This window comes from Emticicia sp. 21SJ11W-3, from assembly GCF_024138715.1.
Taxonomy (GTDB): domain Bacteria; phylum Bacteroidota; class Bacteroidia; order Cytophagales; family Spirosomataceae; genus Emticicia; species Emticicia fluvialis.
Genome location: NZ_CP092074.1, coordinates 4,220,062 through 4,238,056, shown reverse-complemented (window position 1 = coordinate 4,238,056; position 17,995 = coordinate 4,220,062). Strand labels below are relative to the sequence as shown.

Sequence of the window (17,995 nt, the reverse complement as noted above, 5' to 3'; positions counted from 1 at the left end):
TTTGCCCTCAAAAAGGGGTTGTTAATCATGAAAATCGCAGTTGTAGGTGCTACCGGACTGGTAGGCACTGAAATCTTGAAAGTCTTGGCGGAACGTAATTTTCCCGTTACCGAAATCATTCCTGTTGCTTCAGAAAAATCTATTGGTAAACAGGTTGAATTTAAGGGTAAGCAGTTTACAGTAGTAGGCTATGAAGACGCAATCAAGATGAAGCCTGCGGTGGCAATTTTTTCGGCTGGTGGAAGTACTTCGTTGGCGTTGGCTCCGAAATTTGCAGAAGCAGGCATCCCGGTTATTGATAATTCATCAGCCTGGAGAATGGACCCTACCAAGAAACTGGTAGTGCCAGAGGTAAACGCAGATGCCTTAACAGCAGAAGATAAAATTATTGCAAACCCGAATTGCTCTACTATTCAGATGGTAGTGGTTTTGAAACCTTTGCATGACAAATATAAGATAAAGCGTGTGGTGGTATCTACCTATCAGTCAGTTACCGGAACCGGAAAAGCAGCAGTTGACCAGCTTTTTGCTGAAAGAAGTGGCGACGACGAAGCTAAAAAGGTGTACCCGCACAAAATAGACCTGAATGTGTTGCCCCACATTGATGTATTTCTTGACAATGGTTATACCAAAGAAGAAATGAAAATGACCAACGAAACCAAGAAAATAATGGGCGACGACAGCATTGCAGTAACGGCAACCACGGTGCGTATCCCGACAATCGGCGGGCACTCTGAGGCGGTAAATATTGAATTTGAAAACGAGTTTGACCTCGCTGATATCCCGCAGTTGCTAAGCGAAATGGAGGGAGTAGTTGTACAGGACGACCCTAAAAACTTTGTGTATCCTATGCCAATTAATGCACACGGAAAAGACGAAGTTTTCGTAGGCCGTATCCGTCGTGACGAATCTCAGCCTAAAACCCTTAACCTCTGGATTGTAGCTGACAACCTTCGTAAAGGTGCTGCTACGAATGCCGTTCAGATTGCCGAGTACTTGTTGGCAAAGGGTTTACTTGCTTAAAAACTGGTTTTACAGATGTTTTTATATAGAAGGGTATCGGCTGCCGATACCCTTTTTTCGTATATAAGTTTAGTCAAATATCAGCAGTAAACAGTCTTATCTGGTATTAAAAGGGCGATTTAGCTTGTGAAACTGCTCTAAACTTTTTAATATCCTATTCTTTTCCGAACTTTGTATCCTGAATAGCCGTTAGTCTATTCTACGCCTGTCTTACTACAATCAGTAAAAAGTTGAAAACAAAAGGTTCAGTAAAAAATAAAGTAAATATAGTTACACTTGGTTGCTCCAAAAATCTGGTCGATTCGGAGGTTATCTATACGCAGTTAAAAGGTAATGGCTACCATGTAACGCATGAGGGTAAAAAAGATGATGCCAATATTGTTATTATTAATACCTGCGGGTTTATTGATAATGCCAAACAGGAATCGATAGATACAATTTTACGCTATGCCGATGCCAAAGATGCCGGCGTGGTCGACAAAGTATATGTAACGGGGTGTTTGTCGCATAGGTATAAAGACGAACTTGAGCTTGAAATACCAACGGTTGATGCCTGGTTTGGTACCAATGAGCTACCACGCTTATTGAAAACCCTGAAGGCCGATTATAAACAGGAGCTAGTGGGTGAACGCCTGCTAACTACCCCTGCACATTACGCCTATATGAAAATAGCCGAAGGCTGCGACCGCCCCTGTAGTTTTTGTGCAATACCTCTAATGAGAGGAGGGCATGTTTCAAAAACAATTGAAGAGGTTGTGTTGGAGGCGAAGAATCTGGCAAGAAAAGGCACCAAAGAACTGATTCTGATTGCACAAGACCTGACCTATTATGGGTTAGACCTCTATAAAAAGCGTGAACTGGCCAATTTGCTCGACAGGCTGTCTGATGTTGAAGGAATAGAATGGATTCGCCTGCAATATGCGTATCCTTCGGGCTTCCCGTTAGATGTGCTGCAGGTAATGAAGAATCGCACTAATGTATGTCATTATCTTGATATGCCCTTGCAACATGGTTCAACAGAAATGTTGAAATTGATGCGCCGCGGTATTACCAGAGAAAAAACAGAAGACCTGATTAAAACCATCAGGGATACCGTGCCGGGCATTGCCTTACGCACTACCCTGATAGCCGGCCACCCCGGCGAAACCGAAGAGTACTTTGAAGAAATGTACCGTTTTGTAGAAGAAACAAGGTTTGAGCGCCTGGGGGTTTTTCAGTATTCACACGAAGAAAATACGCATTCATATACCATGCCAGACGATATTCCGGCAGAGGTGAAGCAGGAGCGAAACGACCTGATTATGGAGTTGCAACAAGGTATTTCTCAGGAACTCAATCAGCAGAAAGTCGGGCAGACCTTCAAGGTGTTGTTCGACCGCAAAGAAGGCGGTTATTTCATTGGCCGAACAGAATTTGACTCGCCGGAAGTGGATAATGAAGTGCTGGTGCCGGCTTCTCAGTATGTTCGCCTCGGAGACTTCGCCAACATACGAATCACCGATGCAACTGAATTTGATTTATACGGGGAGGTAGTTGTCTGATAACTACCGGCTTTGCCCTGGCGGGTTTTCAGCCACGCAATCTTACATGCTATAGCCATTATAAATTGTTACATGCTGAATTATTAATTTTCAGTAATTACTAATAATTCAGCGTGCCAGACGTTATTTATTTGAAGTTTATTTCAGGAAAAGTAATGAGATTGTATTTGTTTTCTTGTGTTACCCTATTTGTTTCAGCAGAGTTGTCGGCTCAGACACCTGTTCTGCGTTCGCAAAATGCAAGTTTTGGTAGTACGTCTGTGGTTAAAACCAGTTCGCCTGCTTCAGAGGTCAAGAATACCAAAAAGCGATTTGCCCCCGCAGGTACAAATATTCATCTCTTGCCTCTTTTTGGAGGTTTTGATAAAACCGATAGCCAGAAAGCAACAGATGCAGAATTTTTGAAAGTATGTGACCTGAACTTCAAAAGTCGTAAAGAAGCCAGTGAGTTTTTCTCTTCAAGAGCCTGGGAGTATCTGGGCGAAGGCCAAAGAGATACCGCAACGTACCGTTTCAATCTGGCTTATCTGCTTAATGATGAGAACGTAGACGTATACTGGGGCCTGGGTGTTATTAACTACCAGAATGAGAAATACCCAGAAGCCATAGAGCTGATGGAACATGGCTTGCAGCTTGACAATGAAGATAACACCACGCTGATGGTAGATTTATCGACCGTTTACCTGAAATGGTTTATGGTTGATAGCAAAATCGAGCATATAGATAAAACCTTTAGCTTACTGGCAGATGTAATTAAAAAATCGCCGGAGTATGCCAATGCTTATATGCAGTTATCGCTGGCAAGGCTCACCAATAACCAGATTGACGAAGCCTGGGATAATTTCCACAAAGGCTACTCTTTAGACCCGCAAAGCGCAAACCCAGAAATTTTGCAGGCATTGCTTGAAAAGAAAGAAGACCCTAAAGGTATCTTCAAAAAAGCACAGTAAACATTAAGCCTCATATTGCCTTCTGTAAACCAGCGGGGTAACTCCTGTCTGGCTTTTAAATATCCGGTGAAAGTGCGATAAGTTCTGAAACCCGCACTCAATACTTATCTGGCTTATGTCCAGCTCATTATCCATCAACATCTTACGGGCGTTACTTAATCTTATTTCGTTCAGAAAATAAATATAGGTTTTTCTGGTTCGGGATTTAAAGTACCGGCAAAACGAAGGAACGGTAAGATTGGCAATTTCTGCCACTGTTTCTAAAGATATATCTTCCTTGAAATTCTCAAGCGTAAACTCCAGAATCTTCCGCATCCGCTCATTTTCAGTCTCATCAGGTTTAATATTGAAACCCTCGCTGGCCAGCAACTGGTATTCGGCGCATTTAGATAATTGCTCTAGTGCATCAATCAAAGCCAGCAAGCGCATTACGCCTTCAGTTTCAAATACTTTTTGTACAAGTGGCGCCATAGACACCGGAAATTTTATGCCCGAATCAGCCATATTCAGCATTGACACAATAGATTTACATTCAGGCAGGCTATCTAAAATATTATCTACAAAGGCCGGAGAAAACTGAATCACCACGGCTTCGTCAAGGTCATCTTCATTTTTGCTCACATGTTCACTTCGCCAGAAATGCGGCAGATTAGAACCCAGCAGAACAAGGTCGCCTTCTTCAAAAGCAGAGACGTGGTCGCCCACAAATCTTTGTCCGCTACCTTTTACAATTAAAGTCAGCTCATATTCAGGATGATAGTGCAGGGGGGCATCAAAGTGGGGCAGGGCTACATATCTTGTCAGGAAAGACGAGCCTTCATCAGTTATTACTTTCTCAAAAAGCGCTTTCATAAGACTTACAACAGTGCTAAAATATATTCAGCGGTATTGATTAACATAGTTGATTCATGGGGTTTCAAATTTATGTTAAAATACTATACAAAAATGAAAATAATAAAGATTTTTCTTAGAAAAATTCTATCGAGATTTGTATTCTCTATTCAACCATAACACTTTAAGCAATGATTGCTGAGTCAGAGAAAACAATTCTTTTGCAACAACTCAGAGAACCCTTCCAATTATCAGCAGAAACCATTGCATTCTACCAGGAATTCGGCTATGTAAAGCTAAAAAATGTACTTTCAGCGGAAGTCTTAACCTATTACGGTGAAATTATTACAGATTGGGTTTTCAGACTCAATAAGCTGAACAAGCCAATGGACGAGCGCACTACGTACGAAAAAGCGTTTTTGCAGATAATGAATTTGTGGTGCGAAAATGAGGAGGTAAAAGAATTGGTTTTTTCTGAACGGCTGGCGCGCATTGCCAGCGAACTGATGGGTGTATCGGGTGTGAGGCTTTACCATGACCAGGCACTGTACAAAGAGTCCTCCGGAGGTATTACCCCCTGGCATGCCGACCAGTTTTACTGGCCACTATCTAGTTCAAATACCATTACAGTCTGGATTCCGCTACAGGAAACGCCAATGGAAATGGGGCCTCTGGCATTTGCCGAAAAAAGCCAGAACCTGGAAATAGGCCGCGATAAAGAGATTTCTGACGAGTCGGAAGCCCTGCTGGCAGATACTCTGAAGCAGTTCTCAATGAACGATACACCCTTTGAACTGGGTGAAGTAAGCTTTCATGCCGGATGGACGTATCACCGCGCTGGGCCGAACATATCTGATAAGCCGCGTAAGGTAATGACCATGATATACATGGACAAAGACATTAGAATTGTTGAACCTACCAACGAATACCGGTTGGCAGACTGGCAAACCTGGCTTGATAGCAAACCCGTTGGCAGCATTGCAGATGGAAAGCTGAACCCTATATTATACGTATCATGAGCATGAAAAGCGGAGCTTTACACCAGTTTCTTCCGTAAAGCTGCGAATCCTATAGTCGCAATCAGGCCAAAAGACCCCAGAATATACCAAAGGGCATCATAGCCAAACCTGGCAATTGTTTGTGTGCCTATGAGTGGGGCCGAAATCTGCGCCATAGACCAGCTCATGGCGTAGAGTGCCGAGTATTGTCCACGATTATGAGGCTTGGCTCGCTCAATGCTGAATGCATTCATAAAAGGCATGGCAAACATTTCTGAAAAAGTAGCAAACACCACACCTATTATCAGCCAGAAATAATTGTGCGTAAGCAAAAATATAATGTAGTTGGGCACAACCAGTAATGTTCCGATACTGATAAGAGACAACCGTCTGAATTTTCCTTCAATTTTGTATATGAAAACCATCTCTATCAAGGCAACCATCAGGCCATTCAGGCCCAGCAGATAGCCAATCTGAACCTCGGTTAAATGACAGGCTTCTTTATAAAAAAGCGGGCCTATGGTAAACAATTGCGAAAAAGCAATGGCATAGAGCGTAGCCAGCAGAATGAAAACCAAATAAATGCGGTCTTTGAAGGCCGAGTCGTTTTTATCGGGTACAAAGGTGTTGTTAGTGGATGTTTTTTTCTTTTTTGTGCTTCTCAAGAACGCCCAAACCAATAATCCGGCGCCAATATTTGTAAAACCATCAGCCCAGAATAGCAGGCTGTAGTTATAAGCTGCCAGAAAGCCTCCGATGGCCGGCCCGATAGACCAGCCTATATTGATAGCCAGGCGAATGAGAGAAACCGAACGGGTGAAGTTTTCAGGTGTGCTGAAATCTGCAATAGAGGCGGTGTTGGCGGGGCGGTAGGCTTCTCCGAACGCACTGAGACAAAGCGCACAAGCGCACAGCGGATAGAAGCTCTGTAAGTGAACCATTACAATAAACATAATACCTCCCAGAAACAGGCTCCAGAACTGAACCGGATAGTATCCGATTTTATCGGTAAGCTTGCCACCCATCCAGGTTCCGAATATAGAACCCGCTCCAAAAAGGGTCATAATAACGCCAGCCTGTTCAATACTGAAATGTAATTTCCGGGTAAGATAAACCGTCAGGAATGCAATTACCATTGTACCGCTACGGTTGATAAACATAACAACAGCCAATAACCACACCTGCTTTGAAAGGCCGCCAAAAGCATTGCGAAACAAGGAAACCATCTGAAGAAAAATTAGGTAATAGCACTGAAACAAAGGTAATGTTTTCATTGCTTGCATCAAACTAAACAATTTCTTAGTTTTGTTGTAATAGGTATGCAAGCATACTATTTCAACACAAACCAATAAACGTAAATGGAAGCTTATATATATGATGCCCTAAGAACCCCTCGCGGGCGTGGCAAAGCAGACGGCTCTTTGCATGATGTTCAGCCTGTGCAATTGCTCTCAACCGTTTTAAAAGCCTTACAAGAGCGCAATGATCTAGATACCTCTTATATAGACGATGTAATTGCCGGTTGTGTTTCGCCACTGGGCGAGCAGGGAGGTGACATTGCCCGTGCTGCCGTGCTAGATGCAGGCTATGCCCAGAGTGTGGCCGGTGTGCAGGTAAACCGCTTCTGTTCGTCGGGGCTGGAGGCTATCAATATGGCAGCCGCTTATGTAATGTCGGGTCAGGCAGACCTGATAGTGGCTGGCGGAGTAGAGTCCATGTCACGCGTGCCAATGGGCTCTGACGGCGGCGCAATGATGATGAATCCGCAGCTAATTGCCCGTCATAACATTGTTCCACAAGGCATATCTGCCGATTTGATAGCTACCAAATATGGTTACTCAAGAACAGAGCTGGATACCTTTGCTGCTGAGTCGGTAAGAAGAGCCGTGCAAGCTCAGCAAAATGGTTATTTCCGTTCAGTAGTACCTGTAAAAGATGAAATAGGATTGACCGTGCTTGACAGAGACGAAGGCATCAGGCCTGATACAACTACTGAATCGTTAAGCAAACTAAAGCCGGCCTTTGAAATGATAGGCAGCATGGGGCTTGATGCCCTGGCTTTGCTTAAATACAATAGTCTGCTGGCCATCAACCATGTGCATCATGCAGGTAACTCGTCGCAGATAAGCGACGGAGCAGGAGCCTTGCTGATAGGCAACAAAGCCACAGGAGAGAAACTGGGCTTAAAGCCCAGAGCCAAAATCAAGGCTTTCGGGGTAGTGGGTTCAGACCCGACTATTATGCTTACCGGCCCTGTGCCGGCTACCCAGAAGGTTCTGAAACGCGCAGGCATGCTGGTGAGTGATATTGATATTTTTGAAGTAAACGAAGCCTTTGCAGCCATACCCATGTATTTTATGGACCAGCTGGGGGTAGACCACAGCAAAGTGAACATCAACGGTGGCGCTATTGCCTTGGGGCATCCGCTGGGTGCAACAGGTGCTATTCTATCGGGTACTTTGATTGATGAGATGGAACGCACCAATAAAGCAACAGGTTTAGTAACCCTGTGTATAGGTGGGGGTATGGGCATTGCTACTGTGTTTGAGAGAGTTTAAAATACTACAAGAGGGGCAAAATGATTGTCCCTCTTGTGTTTATTGGTAAATTTGATGTGCCTGGTTGAAACATATTTTAACCGTCAAGCAAAAGTATATGGAGAATGCACTGCTGAAATTCTTATCAAAATTTGAAACGCTTACGCAAGACGAAGCAGAAAGCATTGCTGATAAGCTACAGGTGCAGACCTACAAAAAAGGCACATTGCTGCTGAAAGAAGGTGAAATAGCTAAAAGGTGCTTTTTTATACTGAAAGGCTGCGTAAGGCAGTATTATCTAGCCTACGGAGACGAAAAAACAACAGCCTTTTTTACTGAAGAGCAGGCGGTTGTGTCTTTTTCAAGCTATGCAAGGCAAATTCCTTCTACCCAGAATTGGATATGCGCCGAAGACACCACCGCCATTGTTGGTTATCTTGACGCGGAGCAGGAAATGTATGCACAATTTCCGAAATTGCTTGAAATTACACGCGCATTTCTTGAAGTTGACTTTGGTAAAACGCAGGATGACTTTTCGACATTTATTGCGTCTTCTCCTGAAGAAAGGTACAACCAACTTCAAGAAAAACGTCCTGGGTTGCTTCAACGTGTGCCTCAACACCAGATAGCCAGTTATCTGGGCATAAAGCCGGAGTCTCTCAGCAGAATCAGAAAACGGCTAAGCCTCCGTAAATGAATCTCCTTCTTTTAGTTTTCTTCCCTTTATTAGCAGCCAGATGGCAAAACCTACTTCTCCTGTTATTGATGGAATAGCTACCAGTGCAGTCAGAACAGTTTTATAGTTATGGTAGTTACTGGCTAACAACTTTGCCATGTTATCGGTCATATAGGCAATGGCAGCCCAGAACAGAAGAAAACCAATTATTTTAGGAACGAAACCCGAGCGGATGATGAGAAAGGCTGGAAGCAATAAATGAAAAGCAAAAAAGATGAGGGCAATTGCCCAGCCGTCATCAAATGCATTGAAATAAATCAGCGCCTGAACAGAAGCCTCATCAAATGGCTGCGATTGGTTAGTAGATAACAGCCTGAAACCCGATACAAGATTCAGCAACGAAACTGCAAAAATGGTTGTGTAAACCAACCTGAAAATAGCAGCCAGTAATGAGATACCTCTATCTACTTTTTTAAAGAAAATATATAATGCCCAGCTAACCAGTATATCACAAATAAGAACAATTATAAAAGCCAGCAAACCTATTTGAAACTTAAAAGGATTGTTGATGATATTATGTGCAGTAGCCTGCGCATTGGCAGGTTCAATAAGGCTCTGGCGTGTATGAAACTCAGCTATCATAGCTGCGAAAAACATAAATATAGACGCTATTGCCGCTATAAAAGCCGCTTGCCCTGTAGTGGTGCCTGGTGTTTTGATGCTCATTTTTGAATCTGGAATAGGAACACAAAACTAAGCAGCTACTGATTGCCAGACATTGACTAAAGTTAAGAAATCAAAAGGCGCGAGTATATAAAACAAAACCCCGATGGCGGTTCATCAGGGTTTTATTTTGGGTAAAGCGTAACTACCGCAAATCCACTACCTCTGCGCCGGGGTACAGCTTTTTATCAAAAGTGAAAAGCTTTTCGTCAGCCGGTGCATTGGGTACGAATTTATCTACTCTGAAAACCGTACGTTTGCCGCTTTTATCCCATATTTTCCAGGATTTTAAGGCTTTATCTTTTCTATCCACCTTCATCTGAATTTTGGCTATATTACCCGATTTGCTTTCAGGGGTCAGCTCTATATTATCATATACCTGCGCGCCCTCTTTGGTTTCTCCGGCATAAACATATTTATAGCCTTTTTTATAAAGGTTCAATATACCGGTCGGAGACAGCGCCTCGTCGGTACTGGGGTCATATTCTGTAATATTTACCTCATTGGTTTCTTTTACATAGGTGTAAAGGTCTTTTCCGTTGGTAAATACAGCCTGCCCTGCCATTTTTAAATGAAATTTATTTCCTTTTACTGTTACATCGCCTTTGGTACTTTCAAGCAGCCTGGCATTATTGCCTTCTGTTCCAAAAGTAAAAGCCGCATTGAACGACTTCATGCTCTGGTATTTCCGGCTCACTTCGTCTAATATGGCTGTGGCTTTGGGGTCTTTCTGGGCAATTGCCAGGCTAGTTATAACCAGCCCGCCTATTATTAAAATTAATTTTTTCATTCTGTAAACGTTTAACTGGGTGTATATATACCCTTTAGACTAAAAATTTATACCAGGGATTAATACTAACGTAAATTGCGTAATATTTCTTCCAGGTGAGTAAGGTCCTTTACCAGCACCTCACGGGCTTTGCTACCTTCAAATGGCCCTACAATGCCTGCACCTTCCAGCTGGTCAATAATTCTACCGGCACGGTTGTAGCCCAGTTTCATTTTACGTTGTATTAATGAGGTACTACCCTGTTGGTGACTAACCAGCAATCGGGCGGCTTCTTCAAACATGGAGTCCAGTTCTGAAGCGTCAAAATCCAGTGTTTCGTTATCATCATCACCATAAAACTCGGGTAGCATATAAGCAGACTCATAGGCTCTCTGGCTACCGATAAACTCGCAGATATCTTCTACCTCCGGCGTATCTACAAATGGGCATTGCAGGCGTATCATGTCTGAACCCATAGACAGCAGCATGTCTCCATTTCCCACCAGCTGTTCAGACCCCCCGGTATCAAGAATGGTACGTGAGTCTATTTTTGAAGTTACTTTAAAAGACAAACGCGCCGGGAAGTTCGCTTTAATAAGACCCGTAATAACATTAACCGATGGGCGTTGGGTAGCAACAATCAGGTGTATACCAATGGCACGGGCCAGCTGAGCTAAACGGGCTATGGGTTGTTCAACTTCTTTACCGGCGGTCATCATTAAATCGGCCAACTCGTCAATCACCAGTACGATGTATGGTAAATATTTGTGTCCTTTTTCCGGATTCAGGCGGCGTTGCACAAACTTGGTGTTGTATTCTCTGATGTTTCGCACACCTGCATCTTTCAGCAGATTATAGCGGTTGTCCATCTCAATACACAACGAATTGAGGGTATAGATAACCTTCTTGGTATCAGTAATAATTGCTTCTTCCGAATTTGGCAGCATTGCCAGAAAATGCCGCTCAATTTTGTTGTAAAGTGTCAGCTCAACTTTTTTAGGGTCAACCAATACAAACTTGATTTGTGACGGGTGCTTCTTGTAAAGCAGAGACGTAAGAATTACATTTAAGCCCACCGATTTACCTTGTCCGGTAGCACCGGCCATCAACAAGTGAGGCATCTTGGCTAAGTCGGTAATAAAAGCCTCATTTGATATAGTTCTGCCCAGAATAATGGGTAATTCATAATTACTTTTCTGGAATTTCTCGTTCGAGATAACCGATTTCATCGTTACCATTTCACGGTTTTTGTTCGGCACTTCAATACCTACCGTGCCTTTACCGGGCATGGGGGCAATGATACGGATACCCAAAGCCGACAGGTTAAGGGCGATGTCGTCTTCCAGATTTTTGATTTTTGAAATTCTGATACCTGCATCGGGTACAATTTCGTAGAGTGTAACCGTAGGGCCAATAGTAGCCTTGATGCTTGAAATACCAATCTGAAAATTGCGCATGGTTTCCACAATTTTATTCTTGTTGGCTTCCAGCTCATCTTCAGTTACTTTGCCTCCGGCGTTGCTGTATTCACTTAGAAGACTAACCGGCGGATATTGGTAACTGCCCAGGTCAAGGGTTGGGTCATACATGCCGTAGTCTTTCAGTACCTTTTCGTTTACGTCGTCATCGTCCAGGTCTCCTTCTTGCTCTTCAGGCTGGGGCTCATTTACACGGGTATCTTCTATAATAAATGTAGGGCCGTTGCCCGGTGCCTGGCTGGTCTCTGTTTTTTTCTGAGGTTGTGGCTTTTCAATTTCAAATTGCACCGGTTTATTAACTTCGGTGTCAATTACAGGGCTGTCAGCCACTGGATCTTCTTCAAAAGATTTCGGTGTTACGGCCACTTCCATAACCGGTTCAGGTATTACCGGTTCTTCACGGGCATGTTCTTTTCTTCTGAAAGAGGGTTCGTCATAAGGTGAAACCTCTTCGTCCAAATCAACCTGTACAGCGTTTCTGATTCTTTCAGTAGCAATGTCAACCTGCGGTTGACGGTTAAATACCTTCGTAATAAACCAGTCGTCAATAGTAGAGTAACCATGAAAGAAAATAAGCCAGGCCACCAAAACCAGCATGATGATAAGTATACCGCCTGCACCAATGGCATGGTAAAGAAATTTATTGACCGAATAACCAATACCCCCGCATAAGGTGCCAGCGGGTATGTCTATCATGGTAACAAAATAGCCGAGGCAGATACTTGCCCAGAAAATATAGAAAACACTGGCAATAGTGAAGCGATTCAGACTTTGTGGCAGGAGGTCTTTTTTGAATACCAGACGAAAACCTGCCCAGAAAATTACCGGAATCCAGCCAAAGGCTGAAATACCAAACCATTCAAAAATAAAATAATGCGAAATATAGGCACCCATCAGGCCCATCATGTTACGAGGCTTAAGGTCTATTTCTTCAAGAGAAGCGCTAAAGTTACGTTGAACAATGTCCTGATCAGCGTTGCCCACCAATAAGTGCGAAATAAACGAAACAAGAAGAATAACCGAGAGAACCAACAAGAAAACTCCGAAGGCAAGCACGTAGCCATCGGTATTTACACTGATCTCAATCGGCTCTTTTGTTCCGCTGTTTCCCGAACCTTTCGAAGCCGTACGCTCGGTATTCTTCGGGGGCTGTTTTTTGCGAAATGTATTACCCGACATCTTATACTTTTATTAGGAAAGCTATCAATTTTAAAACAAATATATGAATCCTGGCAGAAAAACCCTTGAATAACAAGGAAAATAGTATTTCGTGGTGCATTAAAAGGTTAATAGACAGGCCAATCAGAATCTGGTTTCTGAGCAAAGTGAAGGCCTTAATTACCTGTTGAGGAATAAACGTATTTACAGGTTTTTTATTGATAACTGAACCACAAGAAAATTATTGGCTGGCTTTTGTAACCCAGAACCTCTCGCCCCTGAACTGGCACCAGGCTTTTTTTACCGCACCCGACTCATCTTTTACAAAAAGTATGTTCATATTCATGGACGAAAAATAATCGGGGGCATCCTGATAAAGATGGAAGAAATTACGTGTGTCTCGCCCGTTCCAGATAAAGTGCAGCGTATTGTCTTTCTGGCTTATTTCCAGTTTGCGCCCGGTGGCATCTACATAAGTGCCTATATATTGGGCAAACTCAGCCGTTTTGTTTTTTACTTTGGGTAAGGCACAAGTGGCTATGCTGTCAATCTCTTTCATTAATTCATGTGCAAACGATGCCATGTTCTTTTCTCCTTTTTCTCTGGTTCCCAAAGCTGAATAGCCGTTGATACCACTGGTATTCAGATTGCCGCCCTCAATCATGATGGGGGTCATACTTCCGCTTTTGCCTTTCATGCTCGAATCATTAACGGCGCTGTCCATATCAACCAAATCGGGGCGGATGCTAAGGACATTAGAGGTTTCCAATTCATCGGCATGGCCGCTATAAGTTTTAGTTCTGAAACGAGCCTCTGCTTTATCGAAAGCAGGGCGGTCATACCTGCTGAAATAGAGCAGTATGCCCTCATCTGCCAGCGTTCTGGCGGCTGTTTCAAGAGTAGGTGTGGTGCTTACCCCCACATTAATAATATAAAACCTGCGGGGGCCATAGCCAGCCAGACTTCTCACTATCTCAACCACCATATTGGTGGCTGTTGCAAAAGTAGTACTGGTAGAGCCGGGGTATTTCAGAAAAGCCGGATAAAACCCGTAACTGACGGTGGGTGTAATAACCACCTTTTTTTTGGCAGCTACTCTTTTAGCCAGCTCTTGTGCTTGCAGAAAATCAGTCGACAGAGGCAAATGAGGCCCATGTTCTTTAGCGCCCGCGCCGAGGGGAATTACAACCACCGTTTCACTGTTGAGTATTTGGCGAGCAGATGTCCAACTGATATCTTCCAGATAGATGGCTTCGTTAGTAGCCGGAATATTATTTTGTGCAAAACTGTTTAGGGTGATGCTCAGGAGTATGAGGGAGTAGATTTTTTTCATGAATTATATTATTAAAGGACCGATATTTTTAAAAACAGTGTATGAATTCACTGGCTTTCAAAACAACACTATAGTTTATTTTTATACCGACTTATGCCGGTATTCTTGCATAAAAATTAACCTTTGTTTTATTAGTCGCCCAATTCATTGGGTGTTTTTTAGGTGGAAAACAATTATTTCAAACTATTTACAAACGCCTGAGCCAAAGTAGATGCATTACTACTCAACAATGATTCATTCACCAGAAGATTAAAACCATTGCTTTCATTTGGCCTGGCTGTAATACCATTTTTCTTCAGGTTTTCTGCAAATGTTTTTGGGGCTATGCCTTTCACTGTCAGCTTAAAAATATTGGTTCCGTTTGTAATCCGCTCAATTTTAAATGCCTCATGCGCATCGAGGTTTTTTATCAGGTCTTCGGCAATGTTTACAGCTTTGGCATATCTATCGGCAAAACCATCCAGATAATGTAAGGCCACCGCTGCAAAAGGCCAGACCTGATGCAAACCGCCTCCAAACATCCGCCTTTCATGATACATTGGGGCTATCAGTTCTTTTGGTCCCGCCAGAATAGCCCCTGATGCCGCATTGAAATATTTGTAAAGCGAGACATAAACGGTATCAAATAAAGAGGCATAAGCAGCCGGACTGATACCTGTATAGGCAGAAGCAAGCAATAGCCGTGCACCATCAAGGTGCATTTTAATGTTATTGGTTCTGGCAAGAGCTGAAATCTGCTGCATTTGTTCATAATCAAACAATTGTCCGTTTTTCCTTCGTACCGGCGATTCAATAGAAATAACCCCTACTTTAGAAGCCACTCTGCCACCTGCTGTTCTTTTCAGCACCTCGCTTACTTCTTCAACCGTAAAAGTTGCCTTATCTAAACCTAAAGGAACCAGATTAAGATTAGAGAGTATCTGGGTGGAATCTCCCGTATCGTTATACACATGGCTTTCGTGCTGAAGAATCACCCTGCTGTTTTTTCCTGCCTGTGTCCGTATGGCCAGATGATTAGCCAATGTACCCGTTGGCATAAAAACGGCGGCTTCTTTGCCCAGCAGATTTGCCATTTTTGTTTCGAGCTCTTCAACGCAGCCGTTCAGAGAGTAATAGTCGGTCGTCAGGTTCTTTTTTTTGGTAATATCTGCCAGTAATTGTGAATAAGCCGCCGGATTAAGCACAAGCCCGTCTGATACAAAATTAACGGTGGCAGGTGGCACGTCAACAGGTGGGTTTTCAGTTGTAAAAGCGTTGGCAGCAAAGGCAGGCGCCAGCGAAAACGCAGAAGACAGCTTCAGGAAATTTCTGCGGTGTAGATGGTTCATAAGTTTGCGAATGATTTAAGAGGAATCACTAAAATTAAATATAATTTTTTAGGTTTTGCATCGAAAAAACTGATTTTTTGGTGCAATCGGATAGTCGTTCTGGCTACTTTAGCGTAATTATTAAAATCTATTCAATTAAATTATAAAATATGCCCTTTGGAGGCAATTTTTTGCAGAAAACAGCTGTGTAAATGAGTAATATTGAATTTTTAAAATAATTTAATAATGTTTTAAATAATTTCATTTTTTCTATAAAAAATACTACTTTTGTTTTTGGGCCATCTCTATTCAAACACCCTTAATGAAAACTTTAACCGTAAAAATTAAATACCTTTTTCTTCTTTGCCTTATTACGGTTGGCATTGCCTCTGTGGTCTGGAATTGCACCAGCGCTTCAGCAGAAACATCGGCTATACCAGATGAGGTAGACTATAATTTTCATATCCGCCCGATATTATCCGACCGCTGTTTTAAGTGCCATGGCCCGGACGCCAAAACCCGCGAAGCGAACCTGCGCCTGGATACCCCGGAAGGCGCGTATGCTGCACTGAAAGACAACCCAAAGGCACATGCCATTGTGGCCGGGAATCCGGATTTGTCAGAAGTGTTTCTTAGAATTACAGCCAAAGACTCCAGTCAACTGATGCCTCCGGTTGAATCAAACCTGAAACTGACCCGGCATGAAATAGACCTGATAGAAAAATGGATTAAGCAGGGTGCAAAATATAAAGAACACTGGGCATTTATTGCACCACGTAAAACAACGGTGCCTAAAGCCGATGAAGATTGGGTGGTGAACGAGATAGATAATTTTGTGTATGAAAAAATGCGCGAAAAGGGTCTGAAACCCAATGATGAGGCAGAAAAAGAACAATTGCTGAAACGTGTAAGCCTCGACTTAACCGGCCTGCCGCCAAGCGTAGAATTGCAAGACCGTTTCCTGAAAGATACATCGCCAAATGCTTATGAAAAAATTGTAGACGAACTATTAAAGAGCAAGCACTACGGCGAGAAAATGGCCACCTACTGGCTGGACGTAGCCCGTTATGCCGATTCGCACGGATACCAGGACGATGGGCTGCGTACCATGTGGCCCTGGAGAGACTGGGTGATTCATGCCTATAATGAGAATTATCCTTACAGTAAGTTTCTGAGCTGGCAATTAGCCGGCGACCTGTTGCCGAATCCGGACGGAAGCGGTAAACCTTCAAAAGAAATGCTACTGGCAACCGGATTTAACCGGAATCATAAAATAACACAGGAAGGCGGGGTAATTGACGAAGAATACCGGATAGAATACGTAACCGACCGCACCAATACCTTTGGCAAGTCTTTTCTGGCGCTGACATTTGAATGCGCTAAATGCCACGACCATAAGTATGACCCGATTTCTCAGAAAGATTATTACCGCACCTTTGCTTTCTTTAACCAGGTGCCTGAGAAAGGACTTTTCGGAACCATAGATGCCTCTTTTGCCGACCCGCCGAACATGGCTATAACCGATGCAGACGTAAAGTCTTTATTGAAGTTTATCAATAAAAAAGACACCGCAAAAGTGATGGTAATGATAATGAAAGATACTACCAAAACCCGGACAACCTATGTGCTGAACCGCGGAAATTATGATTCGCACGGAGACTCAGTAACCTTTGGCCTGCCACAAAGGGTGATGCCTTATGATACCGTAAAGTACGGAAGAGGCCGCCTGGGACTAACCAAATGGATGCTTGACCCTAAAAATCCTTTAACGGCACGGGTATATGTGAACCGCCTGTGGGCGCAGTTTTTTGGCAGAGGTATTGTAAAAACACTGGGCGATTTCGGGATGCAGGGTGAACTGCCGTCTCATCCCGAATTACTCGACTGGCTGGCGGTTGATTTCAGAGAAAAAGGCTGGAATGTTAAACGGCTGGTAAAACAGATGGTAATGTCGGCCACTTACCGGCAGTCTTCAGTGGTAACAAAGAAACACCTTAACACCGACCCTGAGAATATTTATCTGGCAAGGAGTTCGCGCCTTCGAATACCAGCAGAAAACGTACGCGACTATGTTTTGTCGAGCAGTGGCATACTAAATGATGAAATCGGCGGGCCAAGTATTAAACCGTATCAACCCAAAGGGTTGTGGGAAGTGGCAACCTCTGGCCGCGGAACGCTGTCAAGATATGTGCAGGACCATGAATCTGACCTGTACAGGCGTGGTATGTATGTGTTCATTAAACGAACGGTTCCGCCACCTACCATGCTGATTTTTGATGCCAGTAACCGTGACCAATGCGAGGTACAGCGCGTGCGTACCAATACGCCTTTGCAGGCACTGGTAATGATGAACGACCCGCAGATGATTGAAGGCTCAAGAGTAATGGCTGAAAAGTTGTCGATTGAAAGCGGTAACTATGATACAAAACTGGAAAAGGCTTTCAGAAAGGTGCTTTGCCGAAAGCCGACCGAAAAGGAAATGACCATTGTGAAGCAGTACTTTGCGCAAGAGTCAGGGTTACTTAAAAAAGATATAAAGCGAGCCGAAAGGCTGCTTAATATAGGTGAATACACACATGAAGCAGTAAAAGACAAGGCTTCGGCCGCTGCTTTGATGCAAACTATTCAGATGTTGTATAACATGGAAGAGGCCATTACCCGCATTTAGCCG

14 protein-coding genes are annotated in these 17,995 nt (G+C 43.4%); 7 read left to right on the top strand and 7 right to left on the bottom strand.

Features of this window, described 5'->3' with window-relative positions; translation table 11 throughout:
• Positions 1 to 27 precede the first annotated feature (27 nt).
• The 3 genes from MB380_RS17940 (at position 28) to MB380_RS17930 (ending at position 3,514) form a co-directional block, all read left to right on the top strand.
• Positions 28 to 1,023, top strand: a complete 996-nt coding sequence (locus MB380_RS17940; RefSeq protein ID WP_253529322.1) for an aspartate-semialdehyde dehydrogenase — start codon at positions 28 to 30, stop codon at positions 1,021 to 1,023.
• A gap of 230 nt (positions 1,024 to 1,253) precedes the next feature.
• Positions 1,254 to 2,564: a 30S ribosomal protein S12 methylthiotransferase RimO gene (gene rimO, locus MB380_RS17935; RefSeq protein ID WP_253529319.1), complete on the top strand. Its 1,311-nt coding sequence runs from the start codon at positions 1,254 to 1,256 to the stop codon at positions 2,562 to 2,564.
• Between the two features lie 155 nt (positions 2,565 to 2,719).
• Positions 2,720 to 3,514, top strand: a complete 795-nt coding sequence (locus MB380_RS17930) for a M48 family metallopeptidase (protein ID WP_253529317.1) — start codon at positions 2,720 to 2,722, stop codon at positions 3,512 to 3,514.
• A 3-nt stretch (positions 3,515 to 3,517) separates the two neighbouring features.
• Here MB380_RS17930 and MB380_RS17925 read toward each other — a convergent pair whose 3' ends face one another.
• Positions 3,518 to 4,366 carry an AraC family transcriptional regulator gene (locus tag MB380_RS17925; RefSeq protein ID WP_253529311.1) on the bottom strand — a complete coding sequence of 283 codons (849 nt, stop codon included), beginning with the start codon at positions 4,364 to 4,366 and terminating at the stop codon, positions 3,518 to 3,520.
• Between the two features lie 170 nt (positions 4,367 to 4,536).
• Between MB380_RS17925 and MB380_RS17920 the strand changes: the two genes are divergently transcribed.
• Positions 4,537 to 5,364: a phytanoyl-CoA dioxygenase family protein gene (locus MB380_RS17920; RefSeq protein ID WP_253529308.1), complete on the top strand. Its 828-nt coding sequence runs from the start codon at positions 4,537 to 4,539 to the stop codon at positions 5,362 to 5,364.
• A 17-nt stretch (positions 5,365 to 5,381) separates the two neighbouring features.
• Here MB380_RS17920 and MB380_RS17915 read toward each other — a convergent pair whose 3' ends face one another.
• Positions 5,382 to 6,569, bottom strand: coding sequence for an MFS transporter (locus tag MB380_RS17915; RefSeq protein ID WP_253529305.1), 1,188 nt, complete (start codon positions 6,567 to 6,569; stop codon positions 5,382 to 5,384).
• 132 nt (positions 6,570 to 6,701) lie between these two features.
• On the opposite strand from MB380_RS17915, the gene MB380_RS17910 reads away from it, so the two are divergent.
• Positions 6,702 to 7,901 (top strand): acetyl-CoA C-acetyltransferase, encoded by a 1,200-nt coding sequence (locus MB380_RS17910; protein ID WP_253529302.1) that lies wholly within the window; start codon positions 6,702 to 6,704, stop codon positions 7,899 to 7,901.
• 97 nt (positions 7,902 to 7,998) lie between these two features.
• Positions 7,999 to 8,577, top strand: a complete 579-nt coding sequence (locus MB380_RS17905) for a Crp/Fnr family transcriptional regulator (RefSeq protein ID WP_253529292.1) — start codon at positions 7,999 to 8,001, stop codon at positions 8,575 to 8,577.
• Here the strand turns inward: MB380_RS17905 and MB380_RS17900 are convergent.
• From MB380_RS17900 to MB380_RS17880, 5 genes are all read right to left on the bottom strand, one after another.
• Complete coding sequence (locus MB380_RS17900; RefSeq protein WP_253529290.1) at positions 8,560 to 9,282, bottom strand: DUF4386 domain-containing protein; 723 nt, start codon at positions 9,280 to 9,282, stop codon at positions 8,560 to 8,562. The two genes, MB380_RS17905 and MB380_RS17900, sit on opposite strands and share 18 nt — an antisense overlap.
• Before the next feature lie 142 nt (positions 9,283 to 9,424).
• Positions 9,425 to 10,069 carry an outer membrane lipoprotein carrier protein LolA gene (locus MB380_RS17895; protein ID WP_253529287.1) on the bottom strand — a complete coding sequence of 215 codons (645 nt, stop codon included), beginning with the start codon at positions 10,067 to 10,069 and terminating at the stop codon, positions 9,425 to 9,427.
• Between the two features lie 65 nt (positions 10,070 to 10,134).
• Entirely contained in the window at positions 10,135 to 12,705 is a 2,571-nt protein-coding gene (locus MB380_RS17890; RefSeq protein ID WP_253529284.1) for a DNA translocase FtsK, read from the bottom strand.
• A 220-nt stretch (positions 12,706 to 12,925) separates the two neighbouring features.
• Positions 12,926 to 14,017 carry a creatininase family protein gene (locus tag MB380_RS17885; protein WP_253529282.1) on the bottom strand — a complete coding sequence of 364 codons (1,092 nt, stop codon included), beginning with the start codon at positions 14,015 to 14,017 and terminating at the stop codon, positions 12,926 to 12,928.
• Between the two features lie 173 nt (positions 14,018 to 14,190).
• Positions 14,191 to 15,345 carry a low specificity L-threonine aldolase gene (locus tag MB380_RS17880; protein WP_253529280.1) on the bottom strand — a complete coding sequence of 385 codons (1,155 nt, stop codon included), beginning with the start codon at positions 15,343 to 15,345 and terminating at the stop codon, positions 14,191 to 14,193.
• A gap of 301 nt (positions 15,346 to 15,646) precedes the next feature.
• On the opposite strand from MB380_RS17880, the gene MB380_RS17875 reads away from it, so the two are divergent.
• Positions 15,647 to 17,992, top strand: a complete 2,346-nt coding sequence (locus MB380_RS17875; RefSeq protein ID WP_253529278.1) for a PSD1 and planctomycete cytochrome C domain-containing protein — start codon at positions 15,647 to 15,649, stop codon at positions 17,990 to 17,992.
• Positions 17,993 to 17,995: the final 3 nt, after the last annotated feature.

What these genes read in the sequence shown, in the direction of transcription:
- MB380_RS17940 (WP_253529322.1), top strand. Translation starts at nt 28, where the DNA reads ATGAAAATCGCAGTTGTAGGTGCTACCGGACTGGTAGGCACTGAAATC.
- MB380_RS17930 (WP_253529317.1), top strand. Translation starts at nt 2,720, where the DNA reads ATGAGATTGTATTTGTTTTCTTGTGTTACCCTATTTGTTTCAGCAGAG.
- MB380_RS17925 (WP_253529311.1), bottom strand. Translation starts at nt 4,366, where the DNA reads ATGAAAGCGCTTTTTGAGAAAGTAATAACTGATGAAGGCTCGTCTTTC.
- MB380_RS17920 (WP_253529308.1), top strand. Translation starts at nt 4,537, where the DNA reads ATGATTGCTGAGTCAGAGAAAACAATTCTTTTGCAACAACTCAGAGAA.
- MB380_RS17915 (WP_253529305.1), bottom strand. Translation starts at nt 6,569, where the DNA reads ATGGTTTCCTTGTTTCGCAATGCTTTTGGCGGCCTTTCAAAGCAGGTG.
- MB380_RS17910 (WP_253529302.1), top strand. Translation starts at nt 6,702, where the DNA reads ATGGAAGCTTATATATATGATGCCCTAAGAACCCCTCGCGGGCGTGGC.
- MB380_RS17905 (WP_253529292.1), top strand. Translation starts at nt 7,999, where the DNA reads ATGGAGAATGCACTGCTGAAATTCTTATCAAAATTTGAAACGCTTACG.
- MB380_RS17900 (WP_253529290.1), bottom strand. Translation starts at nt 9,282, where the DNA reads ATGAGCATCAAAACACCAGGCACCACTACAGGGCAAGCGGCTTTTATA.
- MB380_RS17895 (WP_253529287.1), bottom strand. Translation starts at nt 10,069, where the DNA reads ATGAAAAAATTAATTTTAATAATAGGCGGGCTGGTTATAACTAGCCTG.
- MB380_RS17890 (WP_253529284.1), bottom strand. Translation starts at nt 12,705, where the DNA reads ATGTCGGGTAATACATTTCGCAAAAAACAGCCCCCGAAGAATACCGAG.
- MB380_RS17885 (WP_253529282.1), bottom strand. Translation starts at nt 14,017, where the DNA reads ATGAAAAAAATCTACTCCCTCATACTCCTGAGCATCACCCTAAACAGT.
- MB380_RS17880 (WP_253529280.1), bottom strand. Translation starts at nt 15,345, where the DNA reads ATGAACCATCTACACCGCAGAAATTTCCTGAAGCTGTCTTCTGCGTTT.
- MB380_RS17875 (WP_253529278.1), top strand. Translation starts at nt 15,647, where the DNA reads ATGAAAACTTTAACCGTAAAAATTAAATACCTTTTTCTTCTTTGCCTT.